The sequence below is a fragment of the Rhodococcus sp. BP-241 genome (assembly GCF_019836145.1).
In the GTDB taxonomy this organism is placed as follows: domain Bacteria; phylum Actinomycetota; class Actinomycetes; order Mycobacteriales; family Mycobacteriaceae; genus Rhodococcoides.
This window is the reverse complement of the sequence record NZ_JABUEI010000016.1, coordinates 20,090-38,665: the sequence shown is the minus strand read 5'-3', so window position 1 is coordinate 38,665 and position 18,576 is coordinate 20,090. Positions and strand designations below refer to the sequence as shown.

Below are 18,576 nucleotides of genomic sequence, written 5' to 3'. Positions count from 1 at the left end.
GGTGTCACGGATACCCCTCGAACTCGTCGTTGTTCGTACTTTGTCACAAACCACGCGGTCCGTGCAGTCCGCTGTGAACGACCTCGACGAGAACGGCGAGTCGAGTGTCAGAGTCCGGCGATCACCCGATCGAGCCACTCGACCATGACCGCGCGCTCGGCGGCGCTCAACGTGTCCAACGCCGGCGTGATCGCACGAAAAGCGACCGCGGCGGCGGCGTGGTCGTCCTGCTGGCGGTCGGGCGGGTCGGTGAGGGTCTGCCGCATGACGGCATCGAACATCGCGTCGGCCAACTCGTCGTCGCGGTCCTCGGCCGGAGTCGCGAGAAGCACCGAGATCGTGCCCACACCCGCTGCCTGGACGAGTCCGAGCGCCCGTTGTTCGCTCACCCGCAGTCGGCCCGTCTCGGCGACCCTGTGTATCCGAGCCCGGAGGACGTCCATGCCGGCCTGCGCCGCGCGAGATCGTGTCAGGTGCTGCGGGCCGTTCATCATCCGGAACAGTTCCGGGTTGGCGATGCCGAACTCGACCTGCGTCAGCCACCCGTCGTGCAGGTCCACGAGGGGATCCACGCCCTGCGACGCGGCCGTCTCGGTGATGCGTCTCTTCATCGAGACATGCTCGGCCAGAACATGTTCTGCGACGGATTCCAGGAGACCGTCCTTGTCACCGAACAGTCGATAGATGGTCGGGGGCTGTACGTCGGCACCCTCGGCAACCCCACGAGTGGTCACTGCGGCCACGCCGTGATCGCGCAGCAGGGCGGCCGCGACCTCGATGATCCGCGCCCGGACGTCGTCTCGAGTGCTGGTCGGCTTGATCACGTTCCAACGATAACAGTCTCGTGATACCGTTGTGTTTCCATCGATAACACCGGTGCGATACCAACGAAACTGAGGCACTCATGATCGTCATCACCGGCGCCACCGGCGCGCTGAACGGCGCCACTGTCGACCACCTGCTCAGACATCGCCCCGCTTCGGAGATCGCGGTGGCGGTCAGAGACGCGTCCAGGGCCCGACGCTTCGCCGATCTCGGCATCGAGGTGCGCCACGGCGACTACGCAGACCCGGCGTCGCTGCCGGACGCGTTCGCGAATGCCGATCAGCTGCTGCTCGTCTCGTCCAGTGATCCGAGGGCCGACGCAGTCTCCCTGCACCGCAACGCGATCGACGCGGCCGTCACCGCGGGCGTGGGGCGAATCCTGTACACGAGTCATCAGGGGGCCGCGGACGACACGCCATTCGGTCCGGGTCGAGACCACGCGGCGACGGAGCGGCTGCTGGCGGGTTCCGGCCTGCCGTGGACCTCGCTGCGCAACGGCTTCTACGCCCACAGCCTGGCCTGGTCGACTGGCCCCTGGCGCGAGTCCGGCGTCATCACCGTTCCGGCCGACGGTCCGGTGTCGTGGACGTCCCGAGCGGATTCGGCGGAGGCTGCGGCGGCGATCATCGCATCGAACGGCGCGTACGACGGACCGGTCACGGTGACCGCCGAGTCCGCACCCACCTTCGAGGAGGTGGCGGCGATCGCTTCCGACGTGGCCGGGCGGACGGTACGGCGAGTCCTGATGGACCCTGAGGACTGGATCGCAGCCCGGGTCGCTTCGGGACAGCCGGAATTCGCGGCTCGCTTCACACTCGGGATGTTCGACGCTGCAGCCGGCGGTTGGTTCGCCGGCATCGATCCCCTGCTGGGACAGTTGCTCGGCAGGTCGCCTGCGACCGTGCGCGACGCGCTGACTCTCGCGTAGCCTCCACGGCGCCCGTCAAAGGTCGAGGGTGGCACTCCAGGACAGCGAGACTCAGACCGGTCGTTCCGCCCTCACCCGCAGCCGTTGTGCTGATCGGCATGTTCGGAGGACAATCACCGGATCGGTGACGTGTTCGGTGAGAGGGTGTGCGATGTCTGTGTCGTGGGAGTCTCTGTCTCGTCGGCGCGGCGTACGGGTGACCGGCGGGCTCGTCGGCGTGTACGTCGGCCTGGTGGCCTACTGGTTCGTGCAGGATGCCGCCCACCGTGTGGCAGCGCGGAAGGCTGAGGCATAGCCTCCGTTCGTGCCGCTCCGCGTCTTCGTCCGATGTGAGGGGTTGTCGGACAACAGGATGCCCCTACGACGCCGACCCTGAGTGCCGCATCGACGACGGGGACCGACCCATGATGCGGGTGAACGCTCGCGAGAACGCCGCGTCGGACCCGTTTCCGAACGAGGCCGCGACCGAGGAGATGGTGGCGTTCGATCTCATGAGCTCCGCCGCCGCGAGCTGCATGCGCCGACGGGTCAGGTGGACCAGCGGGGCCTCACCCACCAGCGCGGTGAAGCGCGCGGCGAAGGCGGATCGAGACATCGCCGCCGTCCGAGCCAGATCCGCCACCGTCCACGGCCGCTCCGGATACCGATGCATCGCGATGACCGCGGCACCGATCTGTCTGTCGCGCAACGCCCCCAGCCAGCCGCCGATCTCAGCGCCCTCCTCTCGGAGCCACGCTCGGACGAGATCGATGATCAGGATGTCGGCAAGCCGCGTCACCACGGCCTCCCCACCCGGCCGGCGGGCAGCGGCCTCGTTCGCGAGCAGTTCCAGTACCGCGGCCGAGACCGCAGACCCGCGATCACCCACCAGCACATCGGGCAGCACGTCGAGGAGTGAGCGGGCAGTCGGATGATCGAACTTCACGGCGCCACAGATCAACACGGCCCGCTCGCCCCCGCCGCCGTGCTCGAGAACGATGAAGCGGTCCGAGATCCACTCGGGCTCCGGGTCGTACATCGACACCGACAGGGATGACGGATCGTCCACCACTCGGTGGCCTCGACCGTGCGGGACCAGCACGCACTCACCCTCGCCCACCAGCCGAGGGTCCGTCCCCGGCAGGTCGAGCAGGCACGATCCCACCACCGGTGCGTGAAACCACAGGCAGTCCTCCATCGCGGGGATGTCGAGACCCCAGGGAGCCGTCAGTTCCGATCGAACGTAGAACACCCCACGCATCCGCAGCGAGTGCAGGGCGTCGCCGAGCGCATCGTCACCGCGCCACATCCTGGACGATCGATCATCAACGGTGGACTCCACGGTATTCATTGTCCACCACGAACCCGGCACCGTGAATATCGTGACCACACAACGAACCATCACTGTTCTCGGCGCCACCGGCCGAACCGGACGACGCCTCACCGACACGCTCCTCGGCCGCGGATGGAAAGTACGCCGTGTCGCGCGCACCGCACGGCCCCACCCACACCCGGCTGCCACCACGCACACGGGCGACCTGACCGACACCGACTTCCTCACCACCGCGTTCACCGGCGTGGACGCGGCCTACGTCCTCGTCCCGTTCGACCCCACAGCACCCGACGTCCGAGCACACATGGACGACATCGGGTCCTCCATCACCGACGCACTCCGACGAGCACGGGTGCCACGCGTCGTCGCACTCAGTTCTCTCGGCGCCGAACTCGAGCACGGGACCGGATTCCTCACCGCACTGCACGCTCAGGAGCAGCGACTCACCGCCCTCGAGACCGATCTCGTCCTTCTCCGACCCGGCTACTTCTTCGACAATCTCGACCCCGTCCTGCCCCACCTCCGCCACATCGGGGCACTCCAGGACTCCATCGCCCCCGACGTGCCCCTGCCGATGGTGGCGGCCGGAGACGTCGGCGCAGCCGCGGCCGACGCAGTCGAGGAACCCGAGCACCAGGGCACCACCATCCGCGAGATCAGGACCGCAGTCGATCTCACCCTGATGGACGTCGCCGCCGCGGTCGGCCGAGCACAGGGCATCGGCAATCCCCCCTACCAGCAGCTCCCCGACGAGGAGACGATCACCCAGCTACTCCAGGTCGGATTCTCCGACGATGCAGCGAGATTGCAGGTCGAGATGCACCACGCGTTCTCTGCAGGACGCGTCGCCGCGGCGGGGGACGACCCCCGCGCCCCGACGACGGTGGACGACTACCTGGCGTCGCGGGCGTGAGCGTCTACCGAAAGCGTGGCGTTCCCACGTGTGCTCACGACGCCGTGGTCGAGCCCCTGATCACAGCTGCCACGAGATCAGGATCGTCCCACGTGGGAACGTGCCCCAGATGCTCGTGGACGATGACGGCGGCGAGGGACGGCAGCCCGTCGAGGTCCGTCTCCGCTGCACGGATGAGCGGGTCTCTGCCCCCGTAGACCACGGTGATCGGGACATCGATCTCGTCTCCGCCGCCGAAGCGGGTGCCCTCGAGTGCCGACATCGTGCGGTCGAGTCGCACGTGGCGAGGTTGCGTGCATCGTCGGCTGCCACCACCGACGGGATGCGCCACGGACGGCCGACCAGCCCGAACAAGGCGACGGTCCGCAGCAGTGGCCGGCGCAGGAGGAACCCCGCACCCCGAACGCGAGACCCGTGCACCCACACGGAGAAGAGCACCTGCCGACGCACACGGGCTGTGCCGCCCGTCGAGCGCCACAGCCCGGCGGGCATGAGTGCACACACGGACGTCGCCCGGCCACGGCGCGCGAGCTCCAACGAGAGCCACCCGCCGAGCGAATTGCCCACGAGGTGCGCACTGTCCCAGCCCAGTTCGTCCATCACCAGCTCCACCCGGTCCGCCAGTCGCGCCGGCGTGGGTGCGTCACCGTCGCCGAGGGGATCGCTCTCTCCGAAGCCCGGGAGATCGATCGCGACGGTATCGAAGTGATCTGCCAGTGCCGGAATCACGGGGTCCCACATCTGATGTCGATGCCCGATCCCGTGAATCAGGAGCATGGGCGCTCCCCGGCCGGTCCTGCTGTAGCGAAGCAGTGCGGAGACATCGATGTCGGTCACGGGACAAGTATCGGTCCGAGACGGGCACCACCGATGTGGAGTGTGGACAGTATCCGTGCGATGGGTCGGGACATTCGACAACCTAGCCGTGCGCGTGCACCACGCGGGAGCGACGACCAGCTCGGGTGGAGTCGTCTGAACGGCTCAGAGGTGGCGCGCAGCGAAGTCCACCGCGCACCGCAGCGTCTCGCGGCCTTCCGGAAGTACGCCTGCCAACACGGGAAATGCGTGCACCTGACCGCGCCACACATGGGTCTCGACAATCCGGCCGGCGTCCTCGAGCTTGCGCGTCATCGCCTCCACGTCCGGGCGCATCAACTCGTACTGCGCCGAGGACAGGAAGACCGGCGGAAACACCGATGGATCGGCATCGATCGGAGACGCTGCGCCCGGGATGGCGTCCGGCCCGTTCATCCAACGATCCTCCAGCGCGAGAACCTGTTTCATCGGCAGATACGCGTCCCGCTTCATGAACGCACGGGAATGGCTCCTCAGGTCCAGATTGAGCAACGGCGAGAATCCCAGAACGGCCGCGGGTGGTGTCAACCCTTCCAGCACAGCCAGTTCGGCGACTTTCATCGCGAGGTAACCGCCGGCCGAGTCTCCCGCAACGATGATCTTCGACGGGTCGGCCACCGTCGCCGACGCGGCGCGGTAGGCGGCCATGGCATCGAAGATCGACGTGCCGATGCCGCCGTACGGAATCTGCCGGTACTCCACGGAGTACACCGGAACGCCCGCACGGGCGGCGATCATGGCACACGCACCGCGGTGGGTCGCCAGTCCGCAGAAGACGAAGCCGCCGCCGTGAAAGTAGAGAACCGTCGCACCGGCCAGAGAGCCGGTGGCCGTCCGAGGATGTGTCGTCCTCTCGCAGGGCACACCACCGAGAACCACCTGGTCGATCGTGACGCGAGGCGGCTTCGGCAGTCGGTCGACGACGCGATCGAGGTGCCCGATGGCCTTGATGCCGCCGTCGGTGAGCGGCCACATACTCAGAGTCGGCTTGAGGACCGCCTTCATCGCCGCCGACAGAACGCGCGCCTGCGGACTGATGTCGTCGTGCCAGGTGAGTGTGCCCGTCATCGTCTCGTCGTTCCCCTCGTGCGATGAAGCGTGGAGACGATCGACGCTATCAGCCCGGCTCCGTGCACCGATTTCGACAGACTCCAGCTCGGCTGTGCTCGTGGGAGCTCGACTCGGGTTTCCCGCGTGAACGTGCTGGGTACGACTACGACGAAAGTGCCTGGACGCACTAGAGAAGCTCGGTGGTTCACCGTGAAACGCATCGTCGTCGCCCTGTCGGTACTGGCTCTCGTCGCCGGCTGTTCCACCGACGACACTGCACCCGGGCCGACGCAGACACCCGCCGCCGAACCGGCTAGGGCGCCCGCAGCGCAGGATCCGATCGGCACCGTCGTCCCGCTTCCGGGCGCACCCGAGGGAATCGTCGTCACGTCGTCCGGCATCGCCGTCGCCGCAGTGCGTGAACCCGATGGCCTGAGGCTGCTCGACGCGGCGACCGGAGTCGAGCGATCGTTCGTGCCGACGGTCGGCGCCCCGCGGCACCTCTCCCTCGCCGGCCCGGACGGACCGGTACTCGCGCCCCTCAAGTCCAGTGACGAACTGCTCCTGGTCGATCCGGCGAACGGAGCGACGCTCTCCACCACCCGGGGCGTCGGACGGCAACCGCACGATGCCGTGGTAACCGCCGGCGGCACGACCGTCGTGACCAACGAGATGGGCGGCGGAGTCGTCTTCGTACGCAACGGTGTCGTGACCGCATCTCTCCCCGCCGGTCCCGTGCAACCGGGCGGCGTTGCAGCCGTCGGCAATTACGCAGCTGTCGCAGATGTGCAGGGCAACGGGATCTGGATCTACAGCGGGCCGGACCAGAAGCTCGTCGCGCAGGGACCGTTGGGGACCAAACTGACGCATGCGACATCGCTCGGCCCCGACCTCGCTGCCTTCGCCGACACCGACGGTGGCGCGGTATACCTCGAACGCATCACTCCCGACATCAGCGAGGTCGCTCGCATCGACGCACCCGGCAATCCTTACGGGCTCGCCTACGACGCCGATCGGAAGCTCCTTCTGATCACGCTGACCGAGAGCAACATCCTTCGTGTCGTCGATGTCGCCGACCCGGCGTCGCCGCGGATCGTGGCCGACTTGCCGACGGTTCGGCAGGCCAATTCCGTTGCCGTGGATTCACGAACGGGATACGTGTTGGTGACAGGCAGTGATCCCGGCGCGGACTCGAGCCTGCAGATCATCCCGGCCGACAGTGTCGACGTGTCGTGACACGTGCCTGCGCGACGTTCACGATCGGTATTCGGTGAACACCCGGCGCAACCCGACGAAGCGCACGACCGTGGCCACGAGGTTCGCGGCCACCAGGACGGACACCTCGATTGCTCGCGGTGCATCGGGTACCCACCTGTGGAGGAGTACCAACGAGCCGCTGGTGACCGCCAGCCCGAGGGCGAAGACGACGACCCCCTGCGCGTACTGGCGAACGATCGCGTCGGTTCCACGGATTCCGAAGGTGAACCGGCGGTTGATCGCGGTGTTGGCGAGCGCAGAGACCAGGAGCGCGAGCACGTTCGCGGCCTGGGACGACATGACGACTCGGAACACCAGAAACAACAGAACGTACGCGGCGGCGCTCGCACCGCCGACCAGATAGAAGCGGAACAGCACACTCCGGGTGCCGGAGGTCGCGGTCAGAGTGTCTCCCCCGTCGGCCTCGGAACGGGCAGCGCATCCACGCATCGGGCGAATTCACTGTCCGGGCGACACACTCGGGAGATGGGGGCCAGATCGACCAGTTCGTCGGCGTCACGCAGAGTCGGTGCTGCACCGACGACGAGGCCGCAGCGCTGCAGGGCGTCCCGGGTGTCGTCCCCGGTGCGGTCGGTGGACATCTCCACTGCCCGCAGGGCCCGGGCATCGGATGCGTCGTGCAGTCCGAGCACCCACCATCCTCCGTCCTCGGCACGGCCCAGGATCGCCGACGACGGCTCCAAGGCTCGACCGATGTCGGCCAGCATCGCGGGGTCGACCTGCGGCGTGTCCATGCCGATCTGCACGACGGGAGCGCATCCGGCGGCGTCGCGATGCGCGTGGATCAACCGTTCCGAGAAGCCGTCGCCGCGCTGATCGATGACGTCGAAGTCAGCCAGTGACCTCTGAATGTCGTCGCTGCGCATCGCCTCGGCCAGGTCGCCGGTCATCGCGACCACCCGCCGGGCGAAAGGAGCCTGCCTCGCCGCGGCGAGTGTGTCGAGCAGCGCCGCGGCCGCCACCGACGCGGCGTCCTCGGCGGTCATGGCGGCCATCAGTCGAGTCTTGGCAAAGCCGGGTACCGGCGCTTTCGCGATGACGAGCAGCGTCGCATCGATCATGGAATCACCTTCGCAAAATCCCAGACGGCCACCACCGTGCCGCGAACCGACCCCGACACCTTCGACACTCCCCCGGTCCGCGGGCGGTACGAGATGTCGTGCTCGACCACTGTCCACCCTGCCCGAGCGGCGAGAACCAACAGCTGCAGCGGGTAGCCGGAGCGTCGGTCCGGGACGTCGAGCGAGAGCAGATCGTCGCGGCGGGCCACCCGAAGAGCGCCGATGTCGTGGACGTCGATCTTCAGTCGTCTGCGTAGACGCCAGGCGATGGCCGTGTTGCCGAGGCGGGCGTGCCACGGCGAGCCACTGCGGTGCACCGGGCGGCGCCGACCGACGACAAGTTGGGCGGAGTCCAGCGCTGCGACGAGCCCGGGCAGTTCGCGAGGGTCCATCGACCCGTCCCCGTCCATGACAGCCACGACGGTCGTTCGAGCAGCTATGATTCCGGCGTGCACGGCTGAGCCGTATCCGGGTATCGCCTCGATGACCACCTCCGCCCCGTGCGCACGGGCCACGTCCGCGGTGCCGTCGGTGGAGCCGTTGTCGACGACCAGGCGGTGATAGCCGTCGGGCACGGCGTCGAGAACATCGGGAAGTGACTGCGCCTCGTTGCGGCACGGGAGTACGACGGTGACATCGGAAGGATCGATCATCGTCACACCACCGGGGCCGAGCCGTCGGATGCCGCCCGTAGCGGTGCCGACGCAAACCGCGTGAGCCCCTCGTCCGGACCGACGGCAGCTCGGAATCCGAGAATCTCGTCGGCCCGATCGGCACCGGCAACGATGTGCCGCACGTCGCCGGGACGGAACTGACCCGTCACCGCCGGTTCGATGCCGCCGCCGTGTGCACGACACAGAATGCGGGCCACGTCACCGATCGAGATCGGGTGTCCCGAACAGACGTTGCAGGCCACGAACCCCGCTCCGTCGTGCTCGACGGCGGCAAGGTTCGCGGCGGCGACGTCCCGGACGTCGACGAAGTCTCGCATCTGCCCGCCGTCCTCGTACACCGTCGGCGGCTCACCAGACTCCAGCGATGAGCGGAACATCGCCGCGACACCCGAATACGGTGTGTCACGGGGCATTCGATCGCCGTAGACGTTGTGGTACCGCAGCGCCGTGACCGATCCGCCCGTCGCCAGCGACCACGCGAGTGCATAGTTCTCCTGCGCGAGTTTGCTTGCCGCATAGAGACTCCGAGGCTCGAGCGGAGCGTCCTCGTCCACCGTCTCCCACGTCACCGGCTCGTCACCCTCCGGGCACTTCGCATCGAAGACACCGTTCCGCAGATCCGACGGGTTTCGAGGGCGCGGACGGATGACACCGTGCACGGGGCAGCGGTAGCGACCTTCGCCGTAGACGACCATCGACGACGCGAGAACCAGCTTCCGACACTCGGCTCGGGCCATCGCGGCAAGTACTTCGGCAGTACCCAGATCGTTGTGGCTGGCGTAGGCGGGTGCATCCGCGGTGCTGACGCCGGCTCCGACGACAGCAGCCTGGTGGCACACCACGTCCACCCCCACCATGACGTCGTCCAGAGCGCCGGGGTCGCGAACGTCGACAGCCGTCACGTTCGGCGCGTGCCGCGGCGTCGGGCCGTGCGCGGAAGGCAGGAACGCGTCGGCAGCCGTCACGTCGTGGTCGGCCCCCAGTAGTGCTTCGTGAATGTGTTCGCCGATGAAACCGGCCGCGCCGGTGAGTAACACGTGCATCGTTTCTCCTTATCGTGTCGACCGAGGGGGCGGGTCGCTCACCAGTTCGTGTACGTCAGATGGTTGATCGCGAGTACCAGCACGACTTGCGCTGCCAGCCAGAAGCGCACCGAGCGATCCCCGATCGCGACAGTGGCAACCGTCATCCACACTTGGAACGGCAGCCAGATGCGCTCCGTCTCCGCCTTGCTCAGCCTGCTCAGGTCCGCGAACGCCACCGCCAGCAGAGCGGCCACCACGAGCAGAGTCACAGGCTCGGCACGTCGCACACGCGGCAGTGACACCACGCGGGACAGGGCAGCGGGCACCGCGAGTCCCACCGCACACACCAGAGCCGCGATGTTGCCCCAACTCCAGTACTGGAACGGGCGCGCTGACGCGATGCCCTGCCAATATCGTTCCTGGACCGCGACGTACCCGTCGAACCACCAGAAGCCCGACGCGGTGAAGAGTCCGGCAACGACGAGGGCGCCACCGATCGCCGGTAGCAATGGCCGCACGCGGTGGGAGGCGATGAGGACCGCCAGAGCAACCAGGCCCATCAGAGCGAGTCCGTAGTTGAGATAGACCGAGAACCCCAGCAGGAGACCCGCCGCGAAGGCCGCGACGTCGTGTCGCGCTCGTCGCCCGGCTGCAGCGACGGCCAGGAGGGCGATGCCCCAGGCAGACACACCGGTGAAGAATCCGTCCGCGGAGACACCGATCCAGATCGCGCTGGGAGCGATCACGGCGAACGGGATCAACCGTCGAGCCGTGTCGCGGTCGACGAGCGCCGCCACAGCGACAACCGTGGCCACGGCGGCAGACGACCCGACGATCACACACAACCATGCGGCCGCCGCGCCTCCACCGAGTCCGATGCGGTCCAACCACACGAACGTCAGGATGGCGCCGGGGGGATGGCCGGAGACGTGCGTGGCCCACGAGTCCGCCTGGCCGTCGACGATCCGGTCGGAAAACCCACGCAGCGTGGCCCCGATGTCGTCGATCCCGCCGACTTCGGACAGATACTCGTCGCGGGACGTCAACTTGTCGACGAACCCTCTCTGCCAGCCGTCGACCGCAGCCAGTCCGACGGTCCAGACAAGGGTCGTCGCCCAGGTCACGAGGAGCAGGAGCCGCCACGACATGCGTGCCGCCACGGACGGGCCGAAAATCACCACCAGGACGCCGACGATCACCGCGACCGGGGTACCCGGGCCCACATGAGCGCCCACCCGCCCGAACAGCGGCGCGAGCGACGCGAAATCGTCGAAGTCGAAGCCCATGCCGTCGATCAGCGGAGTGACGACGGCGTTCTCCCGCCGCGCCACGACCACTGCCGCGACGACCAGTGCGGCCGCGAGGAGTGCGCCGATCAGTTCCGGAACTCGAGGAACCCACCCGCGCCGCCGATCGACCGCAGTCGGGCCGCTCACTCGGAAGTCTCGGGGGCCGAACTGTACGGGGGTTTGACGAAGTGAGCGAAGTGCCGACCGGCGATCGCGGTCACACCGACCGGTACCAGCCCTCGTGCCGCGGCGAGTGGTGCCAGCGTGTCCGCATCGATTCGCGCCCAGTCGTACCACGGCCCCGCAGTCTCGTCACTCTCGATACGCAGGCGTTCTGCGACGAATCCCGTTCCGGGCGCCGCCACTTCGACGTGCACCGTTCCGCTCTCACAGGCGATGTCGTGCGCGCGACCGATGACACGGCCGGGATCCCCGCCGATGCCGATGTTCCCGTCGACGAGAAGCACGGTGTCCCAATGCCCTTCGTGTGGAACGATGTCGAAGATGTCGGCCAGCTCGGCCTTGGCGCCGCGTTCACGGACCAGCGCGACAGCTGCCGGGGACGTGTCCACGCCCATGGCCGACACTCCCCGTCGGCGCAGTTCCTCGACCAGGCGGCCCGGCCCGCACGCGAGATCGATCGTGCGGCCCCGGCAGAGGGCGAGCAACGTCTCGTCCACTGCACGGTCATCGGCGTCTGCGTGCTCGCCGCCGAGCCATCGTCCGACCGGCAACGGGTGGCGGGGACCGTGACGGTGACGTACCCACCACGTCGTGCTGGGTATCGCGGTGGTGAACAGAGCATCGAAACTGTCGGGTGCTTCACCCGTCGAACTCGCTGTCACACGTGACCTTCCTGGATCGTCGCACCCGCCCCCTCGACCCGTCGGCCGGTGTCCGTACTCCAGGCATTCGCTCCCGTGGGACCGGAGGATTGCGCCTCAACGCTGTCCGGACTCGGTCCGACCTGCGCGGGGAATGCCTCCGGACAGCAGGACCCGCACCAGGAACATCCCGATGCTCGTCGCGACCATCGCTGCCACGACCCACAGCCACCGCTCCAGGTAGGGGTCACGGTTCATGCCCGTCGCCGCGACGATGGCCGTGTCGTCGGTGTTCAGGATGCCCGGGAAGAACACCAGCAGCGTCAGCGCGGCGCCGAGAGCCGGCACCCGTATGTGCGGACGCATCGAGACCTGCCGGACTGTCCAGTGTCGTGTCGGGCGCGTCGTTCGATCCGCCAGCGAGTACAGCGGATACAGGACCAGATCGTGCAGGACCGCCGAACCGACGAACCACACCGCGATCGACTGCCACCACCTGTCCGGGTTCCACAGTGCGTCCGCCCCGAGAGTCAGAACAGCGGCACCCGCGAGGACGAAGGATGCGACCAGCACGGCCGCGTGAGCAGCACCCGCCCCGTACAGCCGCCTCATCGACCGGCCTCGCCGGCGAAGTCGATACGCGACACCCACTTGGTGTTGTGGACACCGGGGAGGCCGGGAACGATCACACGCGCCGGATAGCCGTGGTCGAGCGACAGCGCCTCACCGTTGACGGTCAACGCGAGAAGCGAGTCCGGATGCCACACCTGGTTCTGCGCCAACGTCGCCTGAGCGAACGCGCCACCTCGTTCCAGTGAGCTGACTGTGGCGGCTCCGTCGGACACGCCGGTGAGGCCGGCGAGGTCTCGCAGCCGTACCCCGGTCCACTCCTGCGTCGTCGACCACCCCTCGACGCACGCAATCGGTAGGACCGCAATGTGCTGCTTCATCGCCTCCAGTGCCGCTCGGTCGAGAACCACGCGCGTCGTCCCCGACAGCTCCACTCGCCACGACTCCCCGGTGGACACCGGATCGATCCCCGCTGCGACGGCGGTGCGATTCACCTGGAAGTCGTTGGGCCCGTCGCCGTAGGAACGGCCCCGGGGCAGCAGCAGTGCGGTCGACCGCAGGGGCCCGTCGATGGTCTGCCCGATGGAGAGGACTGCCAGGAGACCACTTCCACTCGCCACGAGTGCGAGGGCGCCGCGCCGGGAGATGCCCTGCGTCGCTTTCTCCCCTTGCTCCGGTTCCGCGCCGGGCGCATCGTTGCGGTCCCGGAGCACGTCGGACAGCGACGTCGTCCGCAGCGTCCTCCACATGACCGGAACCTTGATGGCCACGTGCGCGAGGAACCCGGCGATGAACACCCACGCCCCGAAGTAGTGGGCCGTGTAGAAGTCGAAACCGAAGACGTAGTCGTACTGGATGTTCAGCACACCGGTGACGATCTCGAACAGCACACCACCGACGAGCATCAGCAGACTGAGCCGCTCGAGCGCCTGCGCCGGGGATCGGACCGGCGGCCATTGCACCAGCTTCGGCATCACCGACCACAGCTTCGCGAGAACCAGCGGAATCACGACGAGGCCGACCGTGACGTGCAGGCCCTGGTTCAGCCGATAGATCCAGGACGGATCGGTCGGCCAGTGGAACTGGGGCAACCTCAACCACCCCACGTCCCCCGGGCGGGCCTGCCCGAACTGCGGCCCGTACGCGATGTAGGACAGCAGACCGGTCACGGTGATCACCGGCAGCGACACGAGAAGGACGGCACCGAACACCGACGTCAACCACGGACCGCGGATCGCACTCTGGAACTGGGGCAGAGGAGGCAACGGCACGACCCTTCGACTACCCCGACGACTGATGCTCACCACCATGGCACGTCGACGCTCGCCGTGCGAGCGAACTGGGCAGCGAGCATCCCGATGGCCGTGTGCGCCTCCGTGCGCGAAAACTCCTCCACAGCGGCGTGTTCGAGCCCTGCTTCCTCGTCGGTCGGCGTTGGCGGTACAACTCCAGTGAACCGGTGGTCGACTCCCCGGCAGCCAGCGCGAACGCGAACACCGAACGCACCTCGAGCACCGCCTCGACCCGATGCGTTCAGTCGGTGCGACCGGCCCACATGATTCTCGCAACCCGAACGTGGTTGCAGGACTGTGTCAGGACACGACGCCTGTGAACGTGGGTCGCCGCTTCTCCATGAAGGCGCGCCCACCTTCCACGGCATCGTCCGAGCCGGCGCACATGGCCACGAAAGCCTCGGCTTCGGAGAGCATCTCCGGGTAGAGGTCGCTCGCGAGGGCCACCTTCGCAGCCCGCACCGACATGGGCGAATTGGCCGCGATGGTCGTCGCGAGTGTGCGCACGGCCTCGTGCAACTGGTCTTTCGGGACCACCCGATTCACGAGACCGATGGAGAGAGCGGTCTCTGCCGTGACGCGACCGCCGGTGTACAGCATCTCGGCGGCGTGACCGGAGCCGACCATGCGTTGCAGCACGCGCGTCGGCGGAACCGGGTATGCGATTCCCAGACGTGCGGCGGGAATCGCGAACGCGCACGCCTCATCGGCGATGCGGATGTCCGCGGTGAGCGCGACGGCGACGCCGGCGCCCATGCAGAAGCCGTGCACCATCGCGATGGTCGGCGTGTGCATGGCGGCGAGTCCGAAGAACAACGCGGCAATGGCGTCGTCGGCGGCCTGCTTGGCATCGGTGGAACCGTGCTGCGATTCGAACTCCGAGATGTCGGCTCCGGAGACGAATGCCTCCGAACCTTCCCCGCGCAGCACGATGGCGCGGACGTCGGGGCGTTTGTCCAGCTCTTGCAGTCGCGCGTGCAGATCGCGCATCATCGCTGCGCTCAATGCGTTGCGACGGGTCGGATTGCTGATCACGGCCCATGCGACCGCACCGTCGATCTCGACGGAGACATAGCCTTTCTGCTCCACTGTGGCAGTCATGACAGGCCGTTTCGGCGAACTTCTGGGTGCTCCATGCATGAATTTTAGATTCGGACCTTCCACCGAGAGCGCGGCCGAACCATTGTCTGGCGGTCTCACAACCCGGCCGCACTGTCCCGTGGTCGTGACCGCGCATTCCTGCCCCGTGTCACCTCCCGCGCACCCACACGTCACTAGTAAGTGCGCGTCCGACGAGCATCGACCGTTCGTACGGGGGTCGCGCATTGCGACATACCGTGTGTGGGGTCGACACGCGGCGTACGGTTGGGCGCATCCGGTGAAGTCATCACCGCGCAGCGTCCTCCGCGCACGTCGACAGGTGTCATGACTGCACCACAGAGGACTCCGCATGACGGATTCGGTCACGTCCGGCCTGCCCCCGGACGATCACAGCACGGCGGCCGCACTGGCCGCCGCGAACGCCTTCGACGACGAGATCGCAGGAGCGTTGTCGTCCCGCACGGCCGGCGGGGTTCGCACGGCGATCACGATGCGGTACTTCGCCGCGGACACCTTCGACGCATTGGACGCCTTTCGTGGACTCCTGCTGTCGCACAGTCGGTTCGAGACTCTCCTCCAGGGCTTGTGCGAACAGGCGGTCGCCGCGATCCCCGGAGCGGACATGGCCGGGGTGACCCTCCTGCATCACGACGCGGCGAACCCTGAGACCGCGGCGCGGTCGGATTCCCGAGTCAGCGACATCGATGCCGATCAGTACCGCGTGAACGAGGGGCCCTGCCTCGAAGCCGCCCGGACCGGGCGCATCGTGTGCGTGCACGTCGAGGATGCTGCGGCGCGATGGCCGCTCTTCGCCGCGGCAGCCTCCGAGGCCGGTGTGCGCAGCTTCCTGTCCGCACCCCTGGACGTCGATTCCGAACATGCGGGATCGCTGAACATCTACAGCTTCGGCGATCACGGCTTCAGCGACATCGACGAGGTGCTGGTCACGGTGCTCGTGACCGCCGTGGAGGTCGCGGTGTGGGAATCGCGGCACACCGCGGACGCTCGGGAAGAGTCAGGCAACCTCCGCAGAGCGATGGAGACCCGCGCCTGCATCGAACAGGCGAAGGGCATCGTCATGGCAGTTCGGGGTATCACCGCGGACGCGGCCTTCGCCGCTCTGGTCGAGCAATCGCAACGAGAGAACGTGCGTGTGTCGGTGCTTGCGGAACGCACGGTCACCTCGGTCGTGGCGGTACCGCTGTGACCCTTGATCGCGCACGCGAGCAGGACGTCGACCGACGATCCGTCCAGGTCACCGTTGCCCGCAACGGGTCTGTACTCATCGTGTCGGTCCGCGGCGATCTAGACCTCGAGTCCACGCCCATGCTGACGGCAGGTCTCGACCGAGCACTGTCGGACGACGTGCCCTCCGCGGTGATCGTCGACCTGACCGACGTCGATTTTCTCTCTTCCACCGGCATGACGGCCCTCATCGACACGCACCGCCGACTCGGCGCGCTCGGCGCACTCGTCGCGCTCGCTGTCGTGTCGAACGGGCCCGCGACCACCCGTCCACTCACGCTCGTCGGAATGGACGAGATGCTCTCGCTCCACTCCGACCTCGACGCGGCACTGGCCGCGGTGACGTCCTGAACGGTCGCACGGCGGGCGTGCTGGACGCGACCCATGACGGTGTCGCAGACAGCTCTCTCGGTCCGAGCGTCCGGAACCCGGGCCTCGTCATGTCCGATGTCCCCGCTGACGCCCTGTGCATCGGCGCCGTACGCAGAGCGTTTGCCGCCTGGCTCCGCATCCTGCCGTTCGACGACGCCCGCAGAGCGGATGTGGTGCTGGCGGTGTACGAAGCGATGGCCAACGTCGTCGACCACGCCTACCTCGACATCGACGGTGTCGGCACGATGCAGATCAGCGCCACCTACTCGGTCGGCCTCGGCACGCTGGACGTCACCGTCGCTGATCTCGGACGGTGGAAACTACCTGTGCACAACGCTCTTCGCGGTAATGGTCTGCCACTCATCATGGCACTGAGCACCTCGTCGACAGTGGATCACTCGGGAACGGGGACCACCGTCCGCGCGACGTGGTCCTCGATGGCACCTCCACACCCGGAGCCTGTTTTCCACTGACATCCGGTCTCGTTCTCCGACAACCGAATACTGCAACCGGAAGGGCACCCGTGCAGCAGCTCACCCTCGGCGTCACGTCACTCTCCAGCAAACCCAGCGAACGTCGCCTCCCGATCCACCCCCGGCACCTCGAGCGCATCGACACGGACCTGCGAGAGCGCATATTTCTCGAGAAGGGATACGGGGCCCCGTACGGCGTCTCGGACGACGATCTGTCCGGTCTGGTCGCAGGACTTCGATCGAGAGACGACCTCGTGGCCGAATGCGACGTGCTCCTTCTTCCCAAGCCGCAGGTCTCCGACCTCGCGGGAATGCGCGTCGGGCAGACACTGTGGGGATGGCCGCATTGCGTTCAGGACGAGAAAGTCACCCAGACAGCCATCGACCGCCGACTCACCCTCATCGCGTTCGAGGCCATGAACCACTGGTCCAGCAGCGGGTCGTTCAAGCTGCACGTGTTCCACAAGAACAACGAACTCGCCGGCTACTGCTCCGTGCTGCACGCTCTCCAACTGGCCGGATCGACGGGTGACTACGGTCGACGACTCCGCGCCGCCGTCATCGGATTCGGCAGCACCGCACGCGGCGCAGTGACGGCGCTCAACGCCCATGGCATTCACGACGTCGATGTCCTGACCCAGCGTGGCGCCTCGGCCGTCAGCTCGCCCATCCACTCCGCGCGTATCGTCAACTTCGACGTCGACGAGCACGACCCGCACGAGAACCGCGCCCTCACCGACACCGGCCGAGTGCCCCTGCCCGGGTTCCTCGCCGACCACGACATCATCGTCAACTGCGTTCTCCAGGACACCGCGTCACCGCTCACGTTCCTGTCCACGGACGACCTTCGGGCCCTGGCGCCTGGGACACTCGTCATCGACGTCTCCTGCGACGAGGGAATGGGATTCGAGTGGGCTCGGCCCACGTCGTTCGACGCTCCGATGTTCCTCGTCGGCGACAACGTCCGGTACTACGCCGTCGACCACAGCCCGTCGTACCTGTGGGACTCCGCCACGTGGGAGATCAGCGAAGCCCTGCTGCCTTACCTGCGCACCGTCATGGACGGCCCGTCCTCGTGGAACTCCTCCCCCACCATTGCCCGGTCGATCGAGATCCGCGACGGGACGATAGGCAACCCGGCGATTCTCGCCTTCCAGAACCGCGACGCGGACTACCCGCACCGGACGACGGCGTGACCACCTGCCGCGGAAACGTCCGTCAGTTACCGACGCGGGTGTGCACGGTCATGAGCAATCTCCCGAACCTGTCCCGCTCCGCCTCGTCGGTCCACACGACGCCCGCACTGTCGCGGAGCAACTGCTCACACAGCGCCCGCACAGGTACGTTGCTGTCCTGCGACCGCCACTTCAGCAGGTCGAATGCCTTCTCCTCCGACACCCCCAGAGCGAACTGGATGATCCCTTTGTACTGCTCGATCGCCGCTCGGGTCTGCATCGCAACGAGGTAACCGTCGACGGTCCCCGGCAGA

22 protein-coding genes are annotated in these 18,576 nt (G+C 67.4%); 8 read left to right on the top strand and 14 right to left on the bottom strand.

Translation table 11 applies throughout. The features are described 5' to 3' along the window. Positions 1-107: 107 nt before the first annotated feature. Positions 108-824 carry a TetR/AcrR family transcriptional regulator gene (locus HQ308_RS21530; protein ID WP_222647865.1) on the bottom strand — a complete coding sequence of 239 codons (717 nt, stop codon included), beginning with the start codon at positions 822-824 and terminating at the stop codon, positions 108-110. Positions 825-904: 80 nt separating this feature from the next. Between HQ308_RS21530 and HQ308_RS21525 the strand changes: the two genes are divergently transcribed. Together HQ308_RS21525 and HQ308_RS21520 are read left to right on the top strand one after the other, a co-directional pair. Then, on the top strand, positions 905-1,753 hold the full coding sequence (locus tag HQ308_RS21525; RefSeq protein ID WP_222628089.1) for an NAD(P)H-binding protein: 849 nt from the start codon (positions 905-907) through the stop codon (positions 1,751-1,753). Positions 1,754-1,904: 151 nt separating this feature from the next. Continuing rightward, positions 1,905-2,048 carry a hypothetical protein gene (locus HQ308_RS21520; protein ID WP_155956917.1) on the top strand — a complete coding sequence of 48 codons (144 nt, stop codon included), beginning with the start codon at positions 1,905-1,907 and terminating at the stop codon, positions 2,046-2,048. A 63-nt stretch (positions 2,049-2,111) separates the two neighbouring features. Here the strand turns inward: HQ308_RS21520 and HQ308_RS21515 are convergent, their stop codons facing one another. Further along, positions 2,112-3,083, bottom strand: coding sequence for a cupin domain-containing protein (locus HQ308_RS21515; RefSeq protein ID WP_374198552.1), 972 nt, complete (start codon positions 3,081-3,083; stop codon positions 2,112-2,114). 31 nt (positions 3,084-3,114) lie between these two features. On the opposite strand from HQ308_RS21515, the gene HQ308_RS21510 reads away from it, so the two are divergent. After that, the gene (locus tag HQ308_RS21510; RefSeq protein WP_222647864.1) at positions 3,115-3,978 is read left to right on the top strand and encodes an NAD(P)H-binding protein; all 864 of its coding nucleotides are present in this window, start codon (positions 3,115-3,117) and stop codon (positions 3,976-3,978) included. Positions 3,979-4,038: 60 nt separating this feature from the next. On the opposite strand, the gene HQ308_RS23115 is transcribed toward HQ308_RS21510, so the two are convergent. Continuing rightward, positions 4,039-4,755, bottom strand: a complete 717-nt coding sequence (locus HQ308_RS23115; protein ID WP_374198553.1) for an alpha/beta fold hydrolase — start codon at positions 4,753-4,755, stop codon at positions 4,039-4,041. Positions 4,756-4,959: 204 nt separating this feature from the next. Continuing rightward, entirely contained in the window at positions 4,960-5,901 is a 942-nt protein-coding gene (locus HQ308_RS21500) for an alpha/beta hydrolase (RefSeq protein WP_222647861.1), read from the bottom strand. Between the two features lie 192 nt (positions 5,902-6,093). On the opposite strand from HQ308_RS21500, the gene HQ308_RS21495 reads away from it, so the two are divergent. Then, positions 6,094-7,119: a YncE family protein gene (locus HQ308_RS21495; protein ID WP_222647859.1), complete on the top strand. Its 1,026-nt coding sequence runs from the start codon at positions 6,094-6,096 to the stop codon at positions 7,117-7,119. 18 nt (positions 7,120-7,137) lie between these two features. Here the strand turns inward: HQ308_RS21495 and HQ308_RS21490 are convergent, their stop codons facing one another. The 9 genes from HQ308_RS21490 to HQ308_RS21450 form a co-directional block, all read right to left on the bottom strand. Further along, positions 7,138-7,590: a GtrA family protein gene (locus tag HQ308_RS21490; RefSeq protein WP_222647858.1), complete on the bottom strand. Its 453-nt coding sequence runs from the start codon at positions 7,588-7,590 to the stop codon at positions 7,138-7,140. Beyond that, positions 7,542-8,222: a DUF2064 domain-containing protein gene (locus HQ308_RS21485; RefSeq protein WP_222628099.1), complete on the bottom strand. Its 681-nt coding sequence runs from the start codon at positions 8,220-8,222 to the stop codon at positions 7,542-7,544. Before HQ308_RS21485 ends, HQ308_RS21490 begins: the two co-directional genes overlap by 49 nt. Continuing rightward, positions 8,219-8,875 (bottom strand): glycosyltransferase family 2 protein, encoded by a 657-nt coding sequence (locus tag HQ308_RS21480; protein WP_222647856.1) that lies wholly within the window; start codon positions 8,873-8,875, stop codon positions 8,219-8,221. The genes HQ308_RS21485 and HQ308_RS21480 overlap by 4 nt, the downstream gene beginning before the upstream one ends. A 2-nt stretch (positions 8,876-8,877) precedes the next feature. Continuing rightward, positions 8,878-9,939, bottom strand: a complete 1,062-nt coding sequence (locus tag HQ308_RS21475; protein WP_222647854.1) for an NAD-dependent epimerase/dehydratase family protein — start codon at positions 9,937-9,939, stop codon at positions 8,878-8,880. A gap of 38 nt (positions 9,940-9,977) precedes the next feature. Beyond that, entirely contained in the window at positions 9,978-11,357 is a 1,380-nt protein-coding gene (locus HQ308_RS21470; protein ID WP_308115856.1) for a hypothetical protein, read from the bottom strand. After that, positions 11,354-12,055: a class I SAM-dependent methyltransferase gene (locus HQ308_RS21465; RefSeq protein WP_222647853.1), complete on the bottom strand. Its 702-nt coding sequence runs from the start codon at positions 12,053-12,055 to the stop codon at positions 11,354-11,356. Before HQ308_RS21465 ends, HQ308_RS21470 begins: the two co-directional genes overlap by 4 nt. 96 nt (positions 12,056-12,151) lie before the next feature. Further along, on the bottom strand, positions 12,152-12,646 hold the full coding sequence (locus tag HQ308_RS21460; RefSeq protein WP_222647851.1) for a hypothetical protein: 495 nt from the start codon (positions 12,644-12,646) through the stop codon (positions 12,152-12,154). Beyond that, positions 12,643-13,914 carry a molybdopterin-dependent oxidoreductase gene (locus tag HQ308_RS21455; protein ID WP_222647850.1) on the bottom strand — a complete coding sequence of 424 codons (1,272 nt, stop codon included), beginning with the start codon at positions 13,912-13,914 and terminating at the stop codon, positions 12,643-12,645. The genes HQ308_RS21460 and HQ308_RS21455 overlap by 4 nt, the downstream gene beginning before the upstream one ends. A 282-nt stretch (positions 13,915-14,196) precedes the next feature. Next, positions 14,197-14,997 carry an enoyl-CoA hydratase-related protein gene (locus HQ308_RS21450; protein ID WP_222647849.1) on the bottom strand — a complete coding sequence of 267 codons (801 nt, stop codon included), beginning with the start codon at positions 14,995-14,997 and terminating at the stop codon, positions 14,197-14,199. 349 nt (positions 14,998-15,346) lie between these two features. On the opposite strand from HQ308_RS21450, the gene HQ308_RS21445 reads away from it, so the two are divergent. The 4 genes from HQ308_RS21445 to HQ308_RS21430 all read left to right on the top strand — a co-directional run bounded on the left by HQ308_RS21445 (position 15,347) and on the right by HQ308_RS21430 (position 18,283). Further along, a complete protein-coding gene (locus tag HQ308_RS21445) occupies positions 15,347-16,204 on the top strand; it encodes a GAF and ANTAR domain-containing protein (RefSeq protein WP_222647848.1) in 858 nt (285 codons plus the stop codon). Beyond that, on the top strand, positions 16,201-16,593 hold the full coding sequence (locus tag HQ308_RS21440) for an STAS domain-containing protein (protein WP_222647847.1): 393 nt from the start codon (positions 16,201-16,203) through the stop codon (positions 16,591-16,593). Before HQ308_RS21445 ends, HQ308_RS21440 begins: the two co-directional genes overlap by 4 nt. An 89-nt stretch (positions 16,594-16,682) precedes the next feature. After that, positions 16,683-17,087, top strand: a complete 405-nt coding sequence (locus HQ308_RS21435; RefSeq protein WP_222647846.1) for an ATP-binding protein — start codon at positions 16,683-16,685, stop codon at positions 17,085-17,087. Between the two features lie 50 nt (positions 17,088-17,137). Beyond that, positions 17,138-18,283, top strand: coding sequence for a N(5)-(carboxyethyl)ornithine synthase (locus HQ308_RS21430; RefSeq protein ID WP_222647845.1), 1,146 nt, complete (start codon positions 17,138-17,140; stop codon positions 18,281-18,283). Between the two features lie 22 nt (positions 18,284-18,305). Here HQ308_RS21430 and HQ308_RS21425 read toward each other — a convergent pair whose 3' ends face one another. Then, positions 18,306-18,542, bottom strand: coding sequence for an ANTAR domain-containing protein (locus HQ308_RS21425; protein WP_222647844.1), 237 nt, complete (start codon positions 18,540-18,542; stop codon positions 18,306-18,308). Between the last annotated feature and the right edge of the window lie 34 nt (positions 18,543-18,576).

Excerpts from the sequence above, each read along its gene's own strand:
- HQ308_RS21445 (WP_222647848.1), top strand. The coding sequence starts at position 15,347 with ATGACGGATTCGGTCACGTCCGGCCTGCCCCCGGACGATCACAGCACG.
- HQ308_RS21450 (WP_222647849.1), bottom strand. The coding sequence starts at position 14,997 with ATGACTGCCACAGTGGAGCAGAAAGGCTATGTCTCCGTCGAGATCGAC.
- HQ308_RS21515 (WP_374198552.1), bottom strand. The coding sequence starts at position 3,083 with ATGAATACCGTGGAGTCCACCGTTGATGATCGATCGTCCAGGATGTGG.
- HQ308_RS21520 (WP_155956917.1), top strand. The coding sequence starts at position 1,905 with ATGTCTGTGTCGTGGGAGTCTCTGTCTCGTCGGCGCGGCGTACGGGTG.
- HQ308_RS21425 (WP_222647844.1), bottom strand. The coding sequence starts at position 18,542 with ATGCAGACCCGAGCGGCGATCGAGCAGTACAAAGGGATCATCCAGTTC.
- HQ308_RS21435 (WP_222647846.1), top strand. The coding sequence starts at position 16,683 with ATGTCCGATGTCCCCGCTGACGCCCTGTGCATCGGCGCCGTACGCAGA.
- HQ308_RS21475 (WP_222647854.1), bottom strand. The coding sequence starts at position 9,939 with ATGCACGTGTTACTCACCGGCGCGGCCGGTTTCATCGGCGAACACATT.
- HQ308_RS21500 (WP_222647861.1), bottom strand. The coding sequence starts at position 5,901 with ATGACGGGCACACTCACCTGGCACGACGACATCAGTCCGCAGGCGCGC.
- HQ308_RS21480 (WP_222647856.1), bottom strand. The coding sequence starts at position 8,875 with ATGATCGATCCTTCCGATGTCACCGTCGTACTCCCGTGCCGCAACGAG.
- HQ308_RS21490 (WP_222647858.1), bottom strand. The coding sequence starts at position 7,590 with ATGCGTGGATGCGCTGCCCGTTCCGAGGCCGACGGGGGAGACACTCTG.
- HQ308_RS21460 (WP_222647851.1), bottom strand. The coding sequence starts at position 12,646 with ATGAGGCGGCTGTACGGGGCGGGTGCTGCTCACGCGGCCGTGCTGGTC.
- HQ308_RS21525 (WP_222628089.1), top strand. The coding sequence starts at position 905 with ATGATCGTCATCACCGGCGCCACCGGCGCGCTGAACGGCGCCACTGTC.
- HQ308_RS23115 (WP_374198553.1), bottom strand. The coding sequence starts at position 4,755 with ATGCTCCTGATTCACGGGATCGGGCATCGACATCAGATGTGGGACCCC.
- HQ308_RS21455 (WP_222647850.1), bottom strand. The coding sequence starts at position 13,914 with ATGGTGGTGAGCATCAGTCGTCGGGGTAGTCGAAGGGTCGTGCCGTTG.
- HQ308_RS21485 (WP_222628099.1), bottom strand. The coding sequence starts at position 8,222 with ATGATCGATGCGACGCTGCTCGTCATCGCGAAAGCGCCGGTACCCGGC.